The organism is Brevibacterium sp. SIMBA_078 (assembly GCF_046534565.1).
Taxonomy (GTDB): Bacteria; Actinomycetota; Actinomycetes; order Actinomycetales; family Brevibacteriaceae; genus Brevibacterium.
This window is the reverse complement of the sequence record NZ_JAWRYQ010000031.1, coordinates 1-433: the sequence shown is the minus strand read 5'-3', so window position 1 is coordinate 433 and position 433 is coordinate 1. Positions and strand designations below refer to the sequence as shown.

General features: G+C 43.6%; 1 protein-coding gene. It reads left to right on the top strand.

Annotated features, from left to right (window positions below; all coding sequences use genetic code 11):
- Positions 1 to 308: 308 nt before the first annotated feature.
- Positions 309 to 433: CatA-like O-acetyltransferase (locus tag SB749_RS18725; RefSeq protein ID WP_410711625.1), on the top strand; the 125-nt coding region annotated here is incomplete at its 3' end.

Sequence of the window (433 nt, the reverse complement as noted above, 5' to 3'; positions counted from 1 at the left end):
GGAGGGACAGCTGATAGAAACAGAAGCCACTGGAGCACCTCAAAAACACCATCATACACTAAATCAGTAAGTTGGCAGCATCACCCGACGCACTTTGCGCCGAATAAATACCTGTGACGGAAGATCACTTCGCAGAATAAATAAATCCTGGTGTCCCTGTTGATACCGGGAAGCCCTGGGCCAACTTTTGGCGAAAATGAGACGTTGATCGGCACGTAAGAGGTTCCAACTTTCACCATAATGAAATAAGATCACTACCGGGCGTATTTTTTGAGTTATCGAGATTTTCAGGAGCTAAGGAAGCTAAAATGGAGAAAAAAATCACTGGATATACCACCGTTGATATATCCCAATGGCATCGTAAAGAACATTTTGAGGCATTTCAGTCAGTTGCTCAATGTACCTATAACCAGACCGTTCAGCTGGATATTAC